The sequence below is a fragment of the Ammoniphilus sp. CFH 90114 genome (assembly GCF_004123195.1).
In the GTDB taxonomy this organism is placed as follows: Bacteria; Bacillota; Bacilli; order Aneurinibacillales; family RAOX-1; genus YIM-78166.
Window position 1 is genome coordinate 24,842 of the sequence record NZ_SDLI01000017.1, and the last position, 17,429, is coordinate 42,270.

Annotated in this window: 14 protein-coding genes; all 14 read right to left on the minus strand. The window is 35.8% G+C overall.

Annotated features, from left to right (window positions below):
- Positions 1-149: 149 nt before the first annotated feature.
- On the minus strand, positions 150-1,319 hold the full coding sequence (locus EIZ39_RS23395) for a glycosyltransferase (RefSeq protein ID WP_129203462.1): 1,170 nt from the start codon (positions 1,317-1,319) through the stop codon (positions 150-152).
- The gene (locus EIZ39_RS23400; protein ID WP_129203464.1) at positions 1,316-2,608 is read right to left on the minus strand and encodes a hypothetical protein; all 1,293 of its coding nucleotides are present in this window, start codon (positions 2,606-2,608) and stop codon (positions 1,316-1,318) included. The genes EIZ39_RS23395 and EIZ39_RS23400 overlap by 4 nt, the downstream gene beginning before the upstream one ends.
- A 472-nt stretch (positions 2,609-3,080) precedes the next feature.
- Positions 3,081-4,232, minus strand: coding sequence for a glycosyltransferase (locus EIZ39_RS23405; RefSeq protein WP_164985280.1), 1,152 nt, complete (start codon positions 4,230-4,232; stop codon positions 3,081-3,083).
- A 76-nt stretch (positions 4,233-4,308) separates the two neighbouring features.
- Positions 4,309-5,535, minus strand: a complete 1,227-nt coding sequence (locus tag EIZ39_RS23410; protein ID WP_129203468.1) for a nucleotide sugar dehydrogenase — start codon at positions 5,533-5,535, stop codon at positions 4,309-4,311.
- Positions 5,536-5,579: 44 nt separating this feature from the next.
- Positions 5,580-6,824: a glycosyltransferase family 4 protein gene (locus EIZ39_RS23415; RefSeq protein WP_129203470.1), complete on the minus strand. Its 1,245-nt coding sequence runs from the start codon at positions 6,822-6,824 to the stop codon at positions 5,580-5,582.
- Between the two features lie 106 nt (positions 6,825-6,930).
- A complete protein-coding gene (locus tag EIZ39_RS23420) occupies positions 6,931-7,989 on the minus strand; it encodes a GNAT family N-acetyltransferase (RefSeq protein ID WP_129203472.1) in 1,059 nt (352 codons plus the stop codon).
- Between the two features lie 200 nt (positions 7,990-8,189).
- Complete coding sequence (locus EIZ39_RS23425; protein ID WP_129203474.1) at positions 8,190-9,437, minus strand: ATP-grasp domain-containing protein; 1,248 nt, start codon at positions 9,435-9,437, stop codon at positions 8,190-8,192.
- Positions 9,438-9,504: 67 nt separating this feature from the next.
- Positions 9,505-10,143: a sugar transferase gene (locus tag EIZ39_RS23430; protein ID WP_305014618.1), complete on the minus strand. Its 639-nt coding sequence runs from the start codon at positions 10,141-10,143 to the stop codon at positions 9,505-9,507.
- Positions 10,144-10,190: 47 nt separating this feature from the next.
- On the minus strand, positions 10,191-11,324 hold the full coding sequence (locus EIZ39_RS23435) for a DegT/DnrJ/EryC1/StrS family aminotransferase (RefSeq protein WP_129203478.1): 1,134 nt from the start codon (positions 11,322-11,324) through the stop codon (positions 10,191-10,193).
- Positions 11,325-11,343: 19 nt separating this feature from the next.
- On the minus strand, positions 11,344-12,225 hold the full coding sequence (gene galU, locus EIZ39_RS23440; protein ID WP_129203480.1) for a UTP--glucose-1-phosphate uridylyltransferase GalU: 882 nt from the start codon (positions 12,223-12,225) through the stop codon (positions 11,344-11,346).
- A gap of 25 nt (positions 12,226-12,250) precedes the next feature.
- Positions 12,251-14,074: a polysaccharide biosynthesis protein gene (locus tag EIZ39_RS23445; RefSeq protein ID WP_129203482.1), complete on the minus strand. Its 1,824-nt coding sequence runs from the start codon at positions 14,072-14,074 to the stop codon at positions 12,251-12,253.
- Positions 14,075-14,467: 393 nt separating this feature from the next.
- Positions 14,468-15,232, minus strand: coding sequence for a tyrosine-protein phosphatase (locus tag EIZ39_RS23450; RefSeq protein WP_129203483.1), 765 nt, complete (start codon positions 15,230-15,232; stop codon positions 14,468-14,470).
- Between the two features lie 128 nt (positions 15,233-15,360).
- Entirely contained in the window at positions 15,361-16,059 is a 699-nt protein-coding gene (locus tag EIZ39_RS23455; protein ID WP_129203485.1) for a CpsD/CapB family tyrosine-protein kinase, read from the minus strand.
- Positions 16,052-16,801: a YveK family protein gene (locus tag EIZ39_RS23460; RefSeq protein WP_129203487.1), complete on the minus strand. Its 750-nt coding sequence runs from the start codon at positions 16,799-16,801 to the stop codon at positions 16,052-16,054. Before EIZ39_RS23460 ends, EIZ39_RS23455 begins: the two co-directional genes overlap by 8 nt.
- Positions 16,802-17,429: the final 628 nt, after the last annotated feature.

A 17,429-nucleotide genomic window follows, 5' to 3' on the forward strand; every position in this document is an offset into this window, starting at 1 on the left:
TTACCTAATGTTATTTACTAACAATTTCCGTTTTAAATGATTTTTCCCTATTTTTAATATTCCTTTTTTATAGAAAAATTGTCTTTCTACCTTATAACTACTAGATAAATAATTATGAACAAATATATATTATTAAAGCAGTAAAATAGCTATTTTTTTTGTATTTTTTCTTGCATGAAATTTAATATTCTCTTAGCTCTTTCCTCAATCTTAAAGTTAACTGCATGAATTATGGAAGCCTCAGACATTTTCATCCTAATAGAAGTATCGTTTTTCAATAACTTTATTGCATTTCTGATTTGTTCTACATTCATCGGATCCACTCTGATAGAATTGTCAGCTGTTAAAACATCGTCATTAAAAGGTTTATCAGATGAAATAATTGGCAATCCACATGCCATTGCCTCAACTATTGCATTACAACATCCTTCATTCAATGTTGGTAAAACAAAGACATCTGCAGCACTTAACATTTCAGGTATTTTTTCATGTGGAACTCTTCCAGAATGTAAAATACCCTCACATGTTGGAAAATCAGGTCCATTTCCTATAAATATGGACTTAATTCCATTTAAGCCATCAAGCGCTCTAGAAACTCTTAATGAACCTTTCCTATTAATAAAATGACCAACAAAAGCTACAATAAAGTCAGATTCGCTATAACCAAACTTTCTTCTCATTTCTTGTTTATCTCTTTTATAAAAAAGTTTACTATCAATTGCATTCGGGAAAACCTTAACTTTCTCGCTTGAGACAATTTTACGTTCTATTAACCGTTTCTTATTTTCTGTTGAAACTGATACTACTCCATTAATATTCTTGAGCATATTTGAAATTCTTTGGACGCCGATTTTTTCCAAGTGTTCTGGTGAACTTTCTCCATATGCAAAGAATGACGGAATATTGTATATCGAGCCAATTTCAGCTGCAGCGATGCCAGAGGAGACGATAAAATGCCCATAAATTATATCTGGTTTTAAGTTTAATCTCCTAAACTCCTTAAACACAGATTGCTTAAAGCTTTTGATAGTTAGATTTGCAGTATTATATCCTAATAGGTTTCTACTTGAATATGAAAGATAATTCGGAGAATAAATTTTTATTGTGTTTCCTTTTAGAGTAGTCTTAGACCACTCTCTTGGTTTAACATTTGATCTTTTTGTAATTTGTTTTGTAATACTATTTGGTGAAATAACTATACAATCTATCCCTAAATCTGCCCAGGCACTGACTAACTGATCAACAAACGTATATTTAGGACTTGTCGGTGTTGGGTATGAACCTGATATTATACATATCTGTTCTAGTTTCTTTGTCATAATTTACATCCATCCCTACTATATTTCTCAAGCACACCTATTGCCACTCCAATTAGTATCCATGGAAATAATCCCACTCTAAGCTCTCTGAAGAAATAATAACCTAAAGAAAAAATCTGATAACTTAATATTCCCACAAAGGAAGCCACAATCAAAGTCAATACAGCTTTATTTTCCAAGCATTTCCTCATATTTCTTAGAAAATATATTAATAACACGACAATCACTGAGTATTGTAACAAAAATCCTATTGCTCCATATGTGACAAATATGTTTATCGGCTCTATTTCAACGCCATAGGAAATTTCGCTCTGGTTTACTACTTGTTTTGATAGACCAAATAAATAAAAGAAGGGATTTTCTAATAATGAAATAAAATAGTATATTTGATCTACCCTTGCTCCACCTCTTGCCTCAAATAGATGGTTCCATCTAAATACCATTGAACCTATAAACTTATTACCAGTATTGTAGAGGTATATACTTATTGTTGTAATAATCCCACTTGCAGTCATCATAAATAAAGTAGGTTTTATACTACTTTTATTTAAATAGATACTTACAAAATAAAAAAGGAAAAGCGAAAAAAATAATGCCAAAATACCTCCTCTAGCCTGACTAGCAAAAATATTAATCACCGTTAATACCATTAGAGTAATGGAAAGAAAATTATATTTTTTGTAATACTTAAATACCGAGTATGCAAATACAAAGAAAAAGGCAGCTAGTCCTCCATTTGCAGTAGCGAATTGGGCTATCCCATGCAATCTAAATCTATAAAGTTCTCTGTCTAATTGGCTTAATTGGAGAGATCCATCCCTGAAGGGATATAATTGAATGAATAATTCCCTTCCAGGCCAAGGAATCCATTGAAATATTCCTATTAACATAGCTATATTCAGAAAAACTAAAAAGTATCGTATGAACTTATCTACTTCAATTTTCCCCTTATAAAACCATACAATAAATGAAATTAGAGTTATAAATCTTGCAACGTACTGTATTGAATCTGTTGGGATATCAAATTTATTAAAAGTAGTTATAGTCCCATATAATGTAGATATAAAAATTTCAATCAATATTAGTATAAATAGTAATATCAAAGTTTTTGTAATTCTTGGGATGCGAATCTTCCCAAATAATACAAGTATAAAAATCACTATGCCAATCGGCAATAATAAATACAAGACTGGCATTCCGTATGAACCTACATATATATATGGCATAACACTTAGAAGGAGTAATACTAACAATAACAAATTATTTGGTTTTATGGTGGCCTCTATCATATGCAAACCTACCTTAATTTAAGAGAATAATTATTTATAAATAATGTACATCAAAATATGATCATTAATAATTCAATAACCAATGTTAAGACTTCATTAATTTGTAGATACAGTTGTCATAACACACCAACTTAAGGAAAAACCTACTAGTTGCTAAAATCTCTATTTTCAACATTATCTTAGGATTATTACTCAATCACATATAATATTAGTAAATATATAAGGAAAGTATTACTGTATGTTTTATAGTCAGGAGATTAAATCTACTAAATTGAAAACATAAAAATACATTTTATTTCAGTGTATTATATATTACTTTCCTTAATGATTTTTAATCAATTGATTGAATACAGCTACTACTTTTTTCTTTTAATTTTTAACAAAAAGAAATATTTAATTTTTAAATCTTAGTAATACTAGTTCTATACATTTAATTTTTTTACTTATTAATAGAAATTAATCGTAATTTGAGTTACCGTATATTTTGGTATATATTTATAATTTTATTTTTCATTTCAATCCACGAGTATTTAACATATACTTTTTTAGAATTATTAGCCATACTGACCATTAAATCAGGATTAGATATTATGTCAGTTAGTACTTTTTCAAAAGCTTCGATTGAATAGTCGATCGTTATACCAATTTTATTCGTAGAAACTATTTGGTCTATTCCAGTACCTTTAGCTACTATTATTGGCTTACCTAATATCATTGCCTCGTAAACTTTATTAGGCGCAGAATATCTATGGTTTGGAACTCTTGGGTCATATATAGCAAACATATAATCAGTATCAGAGTATAATTTTAATGCATCGGTATAGTCTATCATTCCAAAATAATTAATATTTTCATACTCAATTGACGCTTCTTTCACATATTGTTCCAGCTTTCCCATACCTGCTATATTCAAAGTAACATTAGGATATCTCTTAATTACATCTATTAAATATCTAATAAATCGCTTCTCAGCTAGCGCACCAACATAAGTTAGTTTGATTTTTCGATTGTTCGGATTTCTTATTTCATTATTCTGTTGGATTGATTTCAATAAACTCTCCGGTACTATGGGTGTATTATGGACAACTACGAGTTCTTTTGGCTTGCTTCCTTCGATTTGTCTTGCCCTATCTTCAGTACAAATAATTGTTGTTTCCGCTCCATTTATCACAGAGTACTCTATACGCCTAATTACATTTTTTAGAAACTTCGGCACTCCTCCTCTACTGTCAATATAGAAGTCTGCAATATGATATACGTACTTTTTTCCTAATAACACTGAAATTAGAAGAGTTGGCAAACCACTATCTAAATCGAAGGCGTGTATAATATCATATTTGTTTCTATTTTTTAAGAGCCATTTAAATAAAATAAATTGAAATATTACCAACTGGACAATGTTTACGATACCACGGCCTGGGTTACTCTTTAGATTGATCTCATAGTTGACAATTTCTGTGTTTGTCGTATTGTATCTCAATACCTCTACTTTGCCATTTCCTTCAGCAAACCTATTTCTAGTCAGTAATATAATATTATCTACGTTACATTCTAAAGCACTAACTATTCTTGAAATACCAGCATTAGTTCTGGCCTCTGCATTTCTTGTAATGCATACTTTCATATTTTTGCCCTCTCTACAGTTTAGCATTTTTCAATATTCATTCTAACATTTCCGACAATTGCTCAAACAGCTAAAACTACAACTTATATACCTTGTGGATATTACAAATATTTTTAGTATCAAGGACATGCTTATTTTTAATGAGTTCAAAATTGTCTATAATGTGTTCGTGTCCAACCATAATCACAAGTATCTCTATCTCATTTAAGAAATCTTCAAAATTCATAAACTGATGGTCTACAATTCTTTTTTTAACAAGTGGATCAAAGACTTTTACACCAAAAGCTAAGTGCTCGTCCATTCGATCTAAGAGTTGAAGTGTTGGACTCTCCCTCGTATCATCAACATTTTCTTTATATGCCAAACCATAGAGGCCAACTTTTGATATATCTTTAATACCATTTTCCCTCATTATATCTCTAATACGTCCAAGTACATGACTTGGCATTGAATCATTTGTTTTTCGTGCAGTCAATATTAAATTTGTTAGATCAGGATAGTCCCCAACCAAAAACCAAGGATCAACTGAAATGCAGTGTCCTCCAACTCCTGGGCCTGGTTGCAATATATTAACCCTTGGGTGCAAATTAGCAATTCTAATTATTTCATAAACATCCATATTATCTGTACGACAAATTCTTGCTAATTCATTAGCAAATGCGATATTAATATCTCTGAATGTATTTTCTACAACTTTTGACATTTCAGCAGTTCTTATATCCGTTACAACAATATCTGCTTTGCAGAAATTAGAATACAACCCTTTAACTTTCTCTCCAATTTCAAAATTATCAGCCCCAATTGTTCTTGAATTGAATTCAAGTTCATAAATCATGTTTCCGGGAATAATTCTTTCTGGAGCATGTAATAAGTGAATATCTTCTCCAACTACATAACCTCTTTTTTCAATCTCAGGGCGAATGTACTTATCTATTGTACCAGGTGAAATAGTTGATTCTATAATTAACAGCGCACCACTTTCACAGACATCTAGAACACTGTTTACAGCTGAAATAACATACTTTGGGTCAAGTTTCTTACTTTCTTTAATATATGGTGTAGGAACCGCAATAATATACGTATGTGTCTTCTGATAGTTTGTGGTAAATTCAATTCCATTAGAGAGAGCCTGTAGAAAAAGTTCCTCTAATCCTTCTTCTTCAAAAGGTGCGATTCCTTTAGATAATGTCTTTACCAGATTGGAATCGATATCGGTACCTACCACCTTAATACCATTTTTCGCAAAAATCAGTGCTGTGGGTAACCCTATATAACCTAGACCAATTACGTTTACAATACTCATAATTAACAACGTCCCCTTCTTACTCAAACTATAATAATTATTTATTAACTTTTAGAGATAATCTCGAGAAATCTCTCAGATATTTTTTGCACAGTATGATTCTCTTCAACATATAAGCGACCATTTTTTGAATAATCTTTCCCAACACTATCTATATTTTCATACATGTGTATAATTGTTTCAGAAAGCTTTTTAGCATTACCTGGCTCTATAGTGATTCCCGCTTTTGCCTTACTTATTAGACTACCTCTTACATTCGATGCAAATATAATAGGTTTTTCTGCAGCCATATAATCATAAAACTTATTTTTACTAATTCCATATTTAAATGCCTCTCTTTCTAATAGACCACAGAATAATACTTCTGACTTTTTCAATATCAAAGGTACATTATTTTTAGGTTGCTTCTCTAACAAAAGAACATTGTCTAAGTTCTCACTTTTAATTATTTTAAGCAATTTCTCTTTCTCTGGGCCATTACCTATAACAATTAAAATTATGTCTTTATATTTTTTTAGATACTTTGCTGATTCAACAAATGTTGGTAATCCCTCACTTTTTGAGAGTGCGCCAGTGTAGGTTACACAAAATTTATTATCTAGTATTTCATTTAATTCCGGTAATAATATATCTTCATGAGATTCTATTTGTTTATCAAATTCTTCAATATCAATAGCATGAGGAATATAGAAAATTTTATTTTTTTCAATTCCATATTTCTCTTCCATATACTCGTTCGCATATGGTGCTGTAGTAATTATTCCATCAGCCAAATTATAATATTTTTTTTCTAAGGATTCAAAGTATGAAAAGATCAATTTTCTTGTAATTCCAGAGAAGTCCTCATACATACTTAATGGCCATAAGTCTCTTACTTCTACAATAAATTTCGCATTATATCTCCTGCTATATTTATAGCCTGCTTCCCATGCAAGTGGATGTACAGATGATGCAATAATTACATTAGGTTTTTGATTAAAATTTTCATATTTAGTAACTTTATTTTTATAATTAATATAATTAATAAATCTTCCAGTCATACGTTTATATGCTGGTTTTGTTTTAAGTCTTACAAATTTAAACTTCTCATTAAAAAATATCTCATTTATTTCCTCACTAACTCTATACTGTTTTTTCCCTTGATCATAAGAAGAAGCAAGAACAGTAACTTCATGCCCTAATTCCGAAAAATATTTAGCTATTTCATAATGCCTCCCACCACCACCAACGTCAGGGGCATTTGCATGATGATTTAAAATTACAATATTATATTTTTGATGTTTATCCATATATACTCCACCGCCTATAATTCTAAATAACAAATATCACTATTATTACATCTGATATTACATCTAAATTTTTTTAGTATTATTAAATCGCTTTATTATCACTTTGTTATGCTAGGTAAAGCGGAAAAAATGAATTTCTTTCATCAAATCCTGATTCTTGCTTTCTGATATTGACCAGATCTTGATACTTATCTTCATCAAATATCTTTTTTCCAATCGAGAAATAAGTGTTTGAATTTCTATTAAATCCTTTTTTGAAGGTATAAAGACTATCCTCGTTACTTCCCACACCTCCACCTAAATGAAGTGTTTTGTATCCATTTTCACATCCCCAACTTGCTGCTTCATAAAGCAATAAATTAGTTGGTGCAAGATGTTGATATTCTTTATCAGATGCAGATAGATGATAATGCATTTGTTGATTTACAAACAGTATAACTGACATCGCTATAATTTCCTCTTTATATTGGGCATAAAACATTAATGAATTGTATTTTAAATCACTCAGAATACTACTATAAAAATCATTTTTAAAATAATAATATTCAATTGCACCGTCTCTATCCATCGTTCCATTATACAAAGGCCTGAACTTTTCAAACAAATCAGTTTTACGTCCCCAAAAGATATCAACACCAGCTTTTTTTGCTTTACGGATCTTATTTCTATTTTGACTAGTTAAACAGTTCCAGATTTCATTATGTGAATTTAATTCCAACGTAATAGTTCTTCCAAGATTAGTAACTTCATAGATTGGCGTAACCATCTCTGAATTGTTTAATACAGGATGAAAACGAACAAATTCACTAACAATCCCCATTTTCTTACATTCTAAATTGTATTCCCTATCTAAATTCATTAAACTATCATTAGTTACTTTCCCTTGAATTAAGAAACCGCCATAACCATAAGGAGTAGAACTACTATAGTATGTGTTCTTAGGTACCTTATCTAAAAAGTTTTTTTCTTTTGATATGTCTTTTACCATTAGTACATTAATCGCTTTTATAGTATTATCTTCATAGAAAAATAGTATTGGCTCACCATCACCATTAATTTGGAAAGCTCTTACGTATCCAGATAGATAATATATATCATGGAATTCAAATCCCTTTACTATCTCATCCCATTTTTCAGTCTCATTTATAGGAACAACCGATAACATTTGATTTCACCTTCAGCTTGTTTTTATTAATAATTTATACATTCTAGAATAAGTAAATCGATTAAGCTATTAATAAAAAAAGAATAAACTTAATCTAATATTAAATCTTTCTTACAACTCTTGGTTTTTATAAGTTCTTTCCATGTCTCTCTTATAACTTTTTATCATTTTCTTGAATAAATCCTAATACATAAGGGATTTTATTTCCATATTATCCCCTTTTTTCCACAATCAGTCTCTACATTCACTGTAACCTTACTTTGTATTTCTTTAATCGTCATCTCAACCTCATCTCTAGTATCACCACTCACTAGAATCGGTCCAATTCTTGACCCCTTATGATTTATAGATTTGATAATTTCACCCACTTTAATATTTCTTACAAAAGACTTTAATACCCCCTCTATGCTTTCAATCTCATTTAAACCTGAAACATCACAAACTCTACCTTCTGGTAGTAAAAAGAAAACATATGCAGATGAACGATTTTTGATATTCGCACTAAAAACATCACTATTCTTCTGATTCAAAGAAGCATTTATAAGATAGGGCTGTAAATCTATCCCATATGCTTCAGGAATTAAATCGGAACTAATAAAAGCCCCGCCTCCTCGTATTGATATTTCAACAAGATACAACGTATCTGTATCTCTGTTATATATCCACTCACTACCTGTTGCTCCAAACTTAGGCCTCAATTTTTTTATTAATCTATCATGATAATCAACCATTCTCATTTGAATATTTTTTTCAACAGTAGCCGGAAAAATAGTTATGTTAGGAAGAAAATTTTTAGGTAAATCAAAATAATATCTGTCTGCAAATGCAAACAAACGAAGTTTATACTCATCCACATATCCTCTTGATAAATACTGTTCACCTTGAATAAAGTCTTCTACCATAACTTTTCTAGAAAATGATTCTACCTTTGCTAACTTGAATTTTTCTCTAAACTCATCCTCACTATCAACTTTAAATACACCCTTACTTCCAGCTGAATCCACTGGTTTAATAACAACAGGGAACCCTATGTCATTAGCAACACCTAACCCACTATTAAGATCCTCAACCTCTTTATATCTAGGTATAGGTATCCCAACCTCTTCCGCTACGTTCCGCATTAGATTTTTATTGGTAAAATATTGAGAACAGTCATATCCTATGCCAGGAAGATTAAGCATTTCTGTAATGTAGGCAATTGATGGTACCGCAATGTCTAGTTGGTCTGACACAACACCATCAACACCTTCACTCTTTGCAAATTCTAGAATTTCATCTATTTCCGTGATATCTGCATAAAATATTTTATCGGCAATTTTAAAGCCATCATATTCACCTTTTGGACTAACAACGATGACAAATAGGCCAAGTTCTTTGGCTTTGTTAATTATTGGAAGTTGGTCTCTTCCAGCACCAAGAACAAGTATTTTTTTTTTATCTCTAATCATTTTTTGTCTCCTTCACTGATTATAAATTTCCTTTTTAATCGATCATCTACTCATCTTAAACACTGGATCAAGGTTTAAGAGTATCTATTTTTTTAAACTCTTGTATTTTGCTTCCATAATAAACTTCGTTCTTTCTAAATAAAACAAACATAGTTTTATATAATACTTTTATATCTAGAAATATCGACCAATTGTCTATATACCAATTGTCTAATTTTATTTTTTCTGACCAAGTCAAATTATTCCTGCCATTCACTTGAGCCCATCCCGTTATACCTGGCTTCACTTCCAATCTTCTCATTTGAAAATCATTATATTGTTCAACTTGATATTTTAATGTTGGTCTTGGACCAACTATACTCATGTCTCCTTTAAGAATATTTATTAATTGTGGCAATTCATCTAAACTATATCGCCTAATAAACATACCAACTTTAGTAATTCTGGTATCATTTTCGCCCTTTACATTTCCAATTTGGATTTTTTCAGCACCCATCACCATTGATCTAAATTTATAGATGTAAAATAATTTACCTTTTTTACCAACTCTCTCTTGTTTAAAAAAAACAGGACCATTTGAATCTATTTTAATTGCAATTGCTATCAACACTAAAAATGGTGATAAAAATGTTAGAACTAAGAATGAAATCGAAAAATCGATCATTTTTTTAATGAAATTCCCCATAGTAAATAACCTCTTTTTCACTTTAAGTATTTGTATCTATCTAGTGATCATAGTCGAAAATAACTTCCTCAAATGAAATATTGTTTTTTGGGGATTTGGATATTTCCTACAATCTCCACAACCCTCTCCAAATCCCCATCCGTCATCTTCGTATCGGACGGCAAACAAACCCCATTATCAAACAACTTCTCTGCTACATCCGTGCCCACAAAATCATATTTCTCAAAGAACGGTTGCATATGCATCGGCTTCCAAACCGGTCTAGACTCAATATTTTCTTTTTCTAGTGCCATCATAATATCAAGCGGTCTAACCGGCCCATTCAATGTCAACGAACTTAACCAATAATTAGGCTCATTCCACTCATTGATGGGCATAAACTTCACACCTTCAAGGGAACCTAACTCTTTCTTATAAAACTCAAATATGTACTTTTTCTTTGCAACCCTTTGTTCTAACACTTTCAGTTGACCTCTACCAATTCCAGCTACTACATTGCTCATACGATAGTTGAAGCCTAACTCGCTATGCTGATAGTGTCTAGCTTGATCTCGACTTTGAGTGGCCCAAAATCTTGCTTTGGCAATTCTCTCTTCATTATCAGAAACTAACATCCCGCCACCGGACGTGGTGATGATTTTATTTCCATTAAAAGAAAAGATGCCATAATCTCCAAAAGACCCCGTATGCTTGCCTTTATAATAAGCACCTAAGCTCTCGGCAGCATCCTCAATTAAAGCGACATTATGCTTTTTACAAAGTTCTACGATCTTATCCATATCTGCTGATAGACCATAAAGATGGACAACGATTACTGCCTTCACATTGGGATACTTTTCAAAAGCCTGTTCCAATGCCTTAGGACACATATTCCAAGTCTCATAATTACTATCAATAAAAACAGGAACGGCATTCAGATAGATAATCGGATTCGCGGTCGCAGAGAAGGTTAACGTAGGGCAAAAAACGATATCCCCTTCTCCGACTCCTGCTGCTTTAAGAGCAAGGTGGATAGCTCCCGTACCAGAAGAAAGAGCTGCTGCGGCCTTTGAACCGACTTTAGCAGATAATTCACGTTCGAATTCATCTACATTCTTACCTAAGGGGGCAATCCAATTGGTATCAAAAGCTTCCTGTACATACTGCATTTCATAACCCTCGTCACTCATATGGGGTGACGAAAGGAATATTCTATCGGCCATGGTCCAAGACTTCCTTCCTTTAGTTCTTCGCGTAACTCTTCTCCACAACTTCACTCAAATACCTCATGAGTTCCTCTCTCAAATCCGCTCTCCCCAACGCAAACTCCACCTGCGTCTTAATAAACCCTAACTTTTCCCCTACATCATACCTGGTCCCATCAAAATCATAAGCATAAACGGCCTCGATCTTATTTAACTCAGCAATGGCATCCGTGAGCTGGATCTCTCCACCAGCACCAGGCTTTTGATTATCTAAGATTTCAAAAATCTTCGGACTCAAGATATACCGTCCCATAATAGCAAGATTCGAAGGAGCGACTTCCTTCTTCGGCTTTTCTACTAAGTTATTGACACTAAAGAATCGATCATGAATCTGCTTGGCATCCACGATCCCGTATCGTGAGACTTCATCATCGGGTACATGCTGCACCCCAATCACAGACGCGCGATAACGATCATACTGCTCGAGCATTTGCTTTAAGCAAGGCTTCTCGGCTTGGACGATGTCATCCCCAAGGAGAACGGCAAACGGCTCATTGCCGATGAACTTTCTGGCACACCAGATGGCGTGTCCTAAACCACGGGCTTCTTTTTGACGGATGTAATGAATATCAACCATTTGGGATGGTTTTTGCACTTCATTTAATAGATCCATTTTCCCTTTTTCTAATAGATTGTGCTCGAGTTCAAAGGAATTATCGAAATGATCCTCAATGGCACGCTTGCCTTTTCCGGTTACGATAATGATATCTTCAATTCCGGATTCTACGGCTTCTTCGACAATATATTGGATAGTTGGTTTATCAACTATCGGCAACATTTCTTTCGGCATGGCTTTGGTTGCTGGTAAGAAACGGGTTCCGAGTCCCGCTGCGGGTATTATGGCTTTTCTTACTCTCATAATGTTTGACTCCCCTCTAATCTCTTTATTTCGCTAGGGAAACTAACTTCTTGGCTTCCACTCGATTATTTGCTAAGTCCAATAATCGTTTCCTCAACACTTGGGTATCCATATCGACATTCTCAATGATCTCATAAATTTCATGAATATATAAGTTTGAAGTCTTTCCAATATAGATCTTCGGATACACCTGATGATCATGGACTTCGTTTTCATTCAATAGTTCTTCAAACAGCTTCTCGCCTGGACGAATCCCGCTAAAGTGAATGGGAATCTCATCCTCGGTATAACCGGATAGACGAATTAAATTTCTGGCCAAATCGACGATTTTCACGGGCTCGCCCATATCCAATACGAAGATCTCTCCGCCTTCGGCGAGAGCCCCGGCTTGGAGAACGAGTCGAGAGGCTTCCGGGATGGTCATGAAGTAGCGCTTCATCTCGGGATCGGTGACGGTGACTGGTCCGCCTTTTTTGATTTGTTCTTTAAACAACGGAATGACGCTTCCTCGACTGCCTAATACATTCCCGAATCTTACGGCGACAAAACGCGTATCACTTCGTTTATCGAGATCCTGAATAATCATCTCGGCCAATCGTTTCGTCGAACCCATGACATTGGTCGGGTTCACGGCTTTATCCGTGGAGATCATGACAAAGGTTTCAACGTGATGTACATCCGCGGCATCCGCGACATTTTTCGTTCCGATGATGTTGTTCTTCACAGCTTCTTCCGGATTACGCTCCATTAGCGGAACGTGCTTATGCGCAGCGGCATGAAATACGACATGAGGCTGGTGTTTCCCCATGATGTGAAACATCTTTTCTCGATCTTGGACATCGGCAATTTCGGTTATGTATTCTACGTCGTTGACGTTATTGGCCTTTAACTCCAATTCAATGGAATGAATGCTGTTTTCTCCATGTCCAAGCAAAATTAAGGTTCTCGGTTTGAATTTCGATACCTGACGACAGACCTCAGATCCAATGGATCCCCCGGCTCCGGTAACGAGGATAACATTCCCGGTGAGGTATTCAGCTATCGAATCTGAATCGAGCTGCACGGGTTCTCTTCCAAGTAAATCTTCGACCTGGACATCCCGGAAATCACTCACAGCGACTTTCCCGGTCATAAGGTCTTCAATCATCGGAACAATTTGGGTTTTGGCGCGGGTTTTATTGGCTTCCCCCACGATCAGATTCAATTCTTTTTTATTTAAAGAAGGAATGGCAATGATGATATTATCGACTTCCAACTCTTTCACTACGGTTTCGATCTGTTCCCGTCCACCCATGACTGGTAGACCCAAGATCTCAAGTTTATGTTTGGTAGGGTCATCATCTATAAAAGCGACCGGATAAAGCTCGGCGTTCGGATTTTGCTTCAGCTGTCTGGCGATCATCGTCCCCGCTGCACCGGCTCCGACGATCAGAGCTCTCTTTTTGTGACTGTTATCCACTTTGGACACATGACTATCTCGATACAATCTCCAAGAAAAACGAACGCCACCGATGAAGATGATATGCATCATCCAAGTGATGATCATGGCCCGATAGTACAACTCTTGAACGAGAGCAAATTGTACAAGGAGCGCAATCAAAATGGAAAACGTAACACCCTTAAAGACGGATATCAGCTCCCCCACACTCGCATACTTCCATACACGCTTATATAACTTGTAGCGACTAGCAAAATAATGATGACTGAAAAATAAGACCAAAGAACTGACGGCAATCACGAGCCCCGGCCTCTCTTTTGGCACCAGGATATAATGGCTCACATAGATCGAGCTGAGGACGATGATCGAATCAATCAAGATCAACGTTAGTAACCGCTTTTGGTAGGTCAAGGCAACCTGCCTCCTCACTGGGTGTTTTATGTCTGTTTTTAGATAATTATGTATTATTTGTATAATATTTCACAAAAGTAAAAAGGATAAATCCTCTTCCAAAAGGAGTAACCTTTACTCTCTTGGGAAGAAAATCCATCCTCGTGAAACTTGGCATGGAGCTCTCTGACTTGCTTCATCCTTATATATGTTGTATATTAAACAATCAAGAAAGCACTTTCACAACTTGTCTTTACCTTTAAAAGATAAATATTAAAGAATATCGGGCATCGAACCCGCCCTCACACCACACCACCGACCAGTCAGGTCTAAGGAGATCTTCTCCCACAGCGCAGCCGAGTGCCTACATCGATAAAGGATAGTAGACATTACCTCACTTGCTTCAGCAAGCATCTAAAATAATCCTAAGAACTTCTTCCTGATCTTTTCCGGGGTATGAACCTGACACTCTTTACCTGTGATGATCTTCTTCGCGGAATCCTGAAACCAGTCTACATATTCTTGGCCGAACTTCGCTTTCACCGTTTCATAGGCTTCACTTAAGATGACACCCCGACTTCCGGTATTGTGGGCATCCGAAGCAATGAAGTGCACTAAATGATGGTTTATCATATCAAAGCAACTCTTCTGAATCTTCTTTCCGAACTTCCCGGTTACACTAGCAGCGGTAAGCTGAGATAAGGCTCCTTGCTTGACCAATCGATAGAGTAGATTCGGGTTTTCTCTCATTTCCTTATTGCGTTCCGGATGTGGAATGATCGGTATGTATCCAGCCAGTTGAATCTGGAAGATGAGCTTCTCCAGATATCTAGGTACATGGTCATGAGGCAATTCTAAAAGAATATGTCGATGCTGGTCATTGAAGCTAAGCAATTGATTATTCTTTAAATCTTCCGGCACTTCTCCGTACACATGAATCTCCATTCCAGGAAGAAGGGTTAGAGGAATCTGGTGCTCTTTTAGTAAGGCATTCGCTTCTTCAAGTCGCTGGATGATCTTCTCCGGCGGATTCGTATACACATGATCCAGATGGTGAGGTGTCGCCACCACGGTCGTAATCCCATCAGCAACGGCTTGTTTGGCCATCGCCATCATATCTTCCGGATTCTGGGCTCCATCATCCAAGCCGAACAGGATGTGGGAATGAACATCAATCATAGACTTTCCTCCTAGAACATAAGTCCTATTGTCTAGAAAATATCACAGTTAAACGAAAGTTTCAATAGATTCCTATATATTCAATATAATGGGAAATCTATTTAAGGAGGAGAGTAGAGATCAACCCTCTACTTCTTCGCTCCATAATAATAGTAATAGTAGCTGTCCCCTTTGATCTGCTTGTTGTTCAGAACAACCCCAAGGATATTGGCTTTCGCATTTTCAAGCTGTTGTTTGGCCTTCACCGCAATCTCGCGGTTGGTCATACCCGAATTCACGACGAGGATCACACCGTCCACTTTGGAAGCCAGGATCTGAGCATCGGCTACCGCGATTAACGGTGGTGTATCAATGAGGATCTGATCATACTGGACACTTAACTCCTCTAGGAGTCTAGTCATGACCTTAGAATTCAGCATCTCGGCTGGATTCGGCGGAATCGGACCCGAGCTCATCACATCCAGATTCGGTGCTTCGGTCGCTTGAATGACATCTTCTAGTCGATCTTGTCCCGCTAAATAGGTGGTCAACCCTTGACGATTCGCCAGGTCAAACGTATGGTGAACCGTGGGTTTACGCAAGTCGGCATCAATTAAGAGAGTCCGCTTCTCGGATTGAGCCATCACGACTGCCAGGTTCGCTACGGTGGTGGATTTCCCTTCCGATGGACCGGTACTCGTGACCATTATGGTCTTCAACTCGCGATCAATCCCGGCAAATTGAATATTGGTTCGTAGCGTCTTATAGGCTTCCGAGATCGGAGACTTCGGCTTCTCCATTGTAATGAGATTTCGCTTTTGACTTTGAAGTGGCTTCTTCTTAAACATGGAGTTGCTTCCCTCCTACCTTGGCTTCAGCGGCTCCTCTGTCCCGCTCCTCTTCTAGCTCATCCATGGTCGCAATGCTTCCTAATACCGATAAGCCAAGGATGCGTTCGATGTCTTGTTCACTCTTTAGGGTGTTATCGAGGTACTCTAGTAAAAACACAATTCCAACCGCTGTCATTAAACCAACCACAAATGCAATCACCATATTCAGGAAGGGTTTAGGCTTGACAGGGCTATAGGTTTCCTGAGACTTGGCTTCGGCCAAGATCTGGACATTGTCGACGTTCATAATGGTTTGGATTTCGGTTTGGAAGGTACTGGCTATGCCATTGGCTATCAGTATCGCCTTCTCCGGATCAGGATCACTGACCGTAATCGACATGACCTGTGAATTTTGTACCGCGTTGACCTTGATCTTATTGCTAAGCTGACCCGCGGTCATCTCAAGACCCATGTTCTCAATCGCTTTTTCCAACACTCTTGGGCTCTTAATAATGACATTATAAGTTTCGATTAATTTCAAATTGGATTGGATATCACTAAAGTTCGGAACCAACATCTCACTCTGGCTTTCTTTCTTATTGACAAGCAGCTGGGTGGATGCTTCATAAATGGGTGTAATCACAAAGAAACTGACTAGTCCACTCGTCACGGTCGCCATTAAGGTTACCAAAATAATGATGACAAAACGTTTCTTTATGATTTCTACTATCTCTCTTAAATCAATCGTTGTTTCTTCCATTAGTATCTCCTTCATATCGAGTATTTTCTATGTATTCTCATTGATTACTTACATTATACGACAGGAATGGACATTATACACTACTTTCCTCCTAGATTCCCTACGAGGTATTTCATGGAACGATATCAATATACCATAGGATAGTCCTAAAAAGTAACTATTGTGTTCGACATTTTTCGCTAATTATCCGCGATTAACTTAGTTTTTCAACACAGATTTTACTATTTTTGACAACAAAAACATTATAACGAATAGAACCAAAGTATACCAGCAAAATTATCCGGTTCTAGGACAATAGGCACAGGTTAGGTAAATTGTGGTTAAAGGTGCTGGCGATTGAACTAAGGAAGCCAGCGGGATATGTTTCTATTACTAGAATTATAGGGTCTGAATTAAACAAAAATGAAAACAGGGGTCAGACCCGCCATAACCGAACCGGATGGGGAGTCAGACCCCTGTTTTTTTTAGGAGATAAGACGAGGTGACTATAAGCAAAGGGGTCAGACCCCTTTGAGTCATCCTATATGGTTAAGGCTGGCCTGTTTTTTTATCCAACAGCAGGCTAAGATTTTTCAATTATAAGAATGGGGTGTGCCCCCATTCTCCCCAAATCAAAGAGGTCAGACCC

Coding starts and splice junctions, on each gene's coding strand:
- EIZ39_RS23460 (WP_129203487.1), bottom strand. CDS start 16,801: ATGGAAGAAACAACGATTGATTTAAGAGAGATAGTAGAAATCATAAAG.
- EIZ39_RS23450 (WP_129203483.1), bottom strand. CDS start 15,232: ATGATTGATGTTCATTCCCACATCCTGTTCGGCTTGGATGATGGAGCC.
- EIZ39_RS23415 (WP_129203470.1), bottom strand. CDS start 6,824: ATGGATAAACATCAAAAATATAATATTGTAATTTTAAATCATCATGCA.
- EIZ39_RS23405 (WP_164985280.1), bottom strand. CDS start 4,232: ATGAAAGTATGCATTACAAGAAATGCAGAGGCCAGAACTAATGCTGGT.
- EIZ39_RS23455 (WP_129203485.1), bottom strand. CDS start 16,059: ATGTTTAAGAAGAAGCCACTTCAAAGTCAAAAGCGAAATCTCATTACA.
- EIZ39_RS23400 (WP_129203464.1), bottom strand. CDS start 2,608: ATGATAGAGGCCACCATAAAACCAAATAATTTGTTATTGTTAGTATTA.
- EIZ39_RS23395 (WP_129203462.1), bottom strand. CDS start 1,319: ATGACAAAGAAACTAGAACAGATATGTATAATATCAGGTTCATACCCA.
- EIZ39_RS23425 (WP_129203474.1), bottom strand. CDS start 9,437: ATGATTAGAGATAAAAAAAAAATACTTGTTCTTGGTGCTGGAAGAGAC.
- EIZ39_RS23420 (WP_129203472.1), bottom strand. CDS start 7,989: ATGTTATCGGTTGTTCCTATAAATGAGACTGAAAAATGGGATGAGATA.
- EIZ39_RS23435 (WP_129203478.1), bottom strand. CDS start 11,324: ATGGCCGATAGAATATTCCTTTCGTCACCCCATATGAGTGACGAGGGT.
- galU (WP_129203480.1), bottom strand. CDS start 12,225: ATGAGAGTAAGAAAAGCCATAATACCCGCAGCGGGACTCGGAACCCGT.
- EIZ39_RS23410 (WP_129203468.1), bottom strand. CDS start 5,535: ATGAGTATTGTAAACGTAATTGGTCTAGGTTATATAGGGTTACCCACA.